Annotated in this window: 1 pseudogene; it reads right to left on the reverse strand. The window is 61.0% G+C overall.

The window, feature by feature from the left end:
• Positions 1-122: 122 nt before the first annotated feature.
• Positions 123-223 (reverse strand): annotated as a pseudogene (locus E4K09_RS23670) (succinate--CoA ligase subunit alpha); the annotation flags it as partial.

Below are 223 nucleotides of genomic sequence, written 5' to 3' on the forward strand. Positions count from 1 at the left end.
CATTGGCGCCATAGAGGAAAGCGGTGTTCAGGAAGTTTTCGTTGGCGTCTTGGCGTGCCATGGCGATTGCCTATCCAAAAGAAGTTGGGCCGCTCCGTAACCGGAGCGGCCTTTATTGTTGGTTACTTGCCCTTCAGAACCTCGACCAGGGTCTTGCCGAGGCGGGCCGGCGACGGGGACACGCGGATGCCCGCGGCCTCCATGGCGGCGATCTTGTCTTCCG

Source organism: Microvirga pakistanensis (assembly GCF_004458765.1).
Taxonomy (GTDB): domain Bacteria; phylum Pseudomonadota; class Alphaproteobacteria; order Rhizobiales; family Beijerinckiaceae; genus Microvirga; species Microvirga pakistanensis.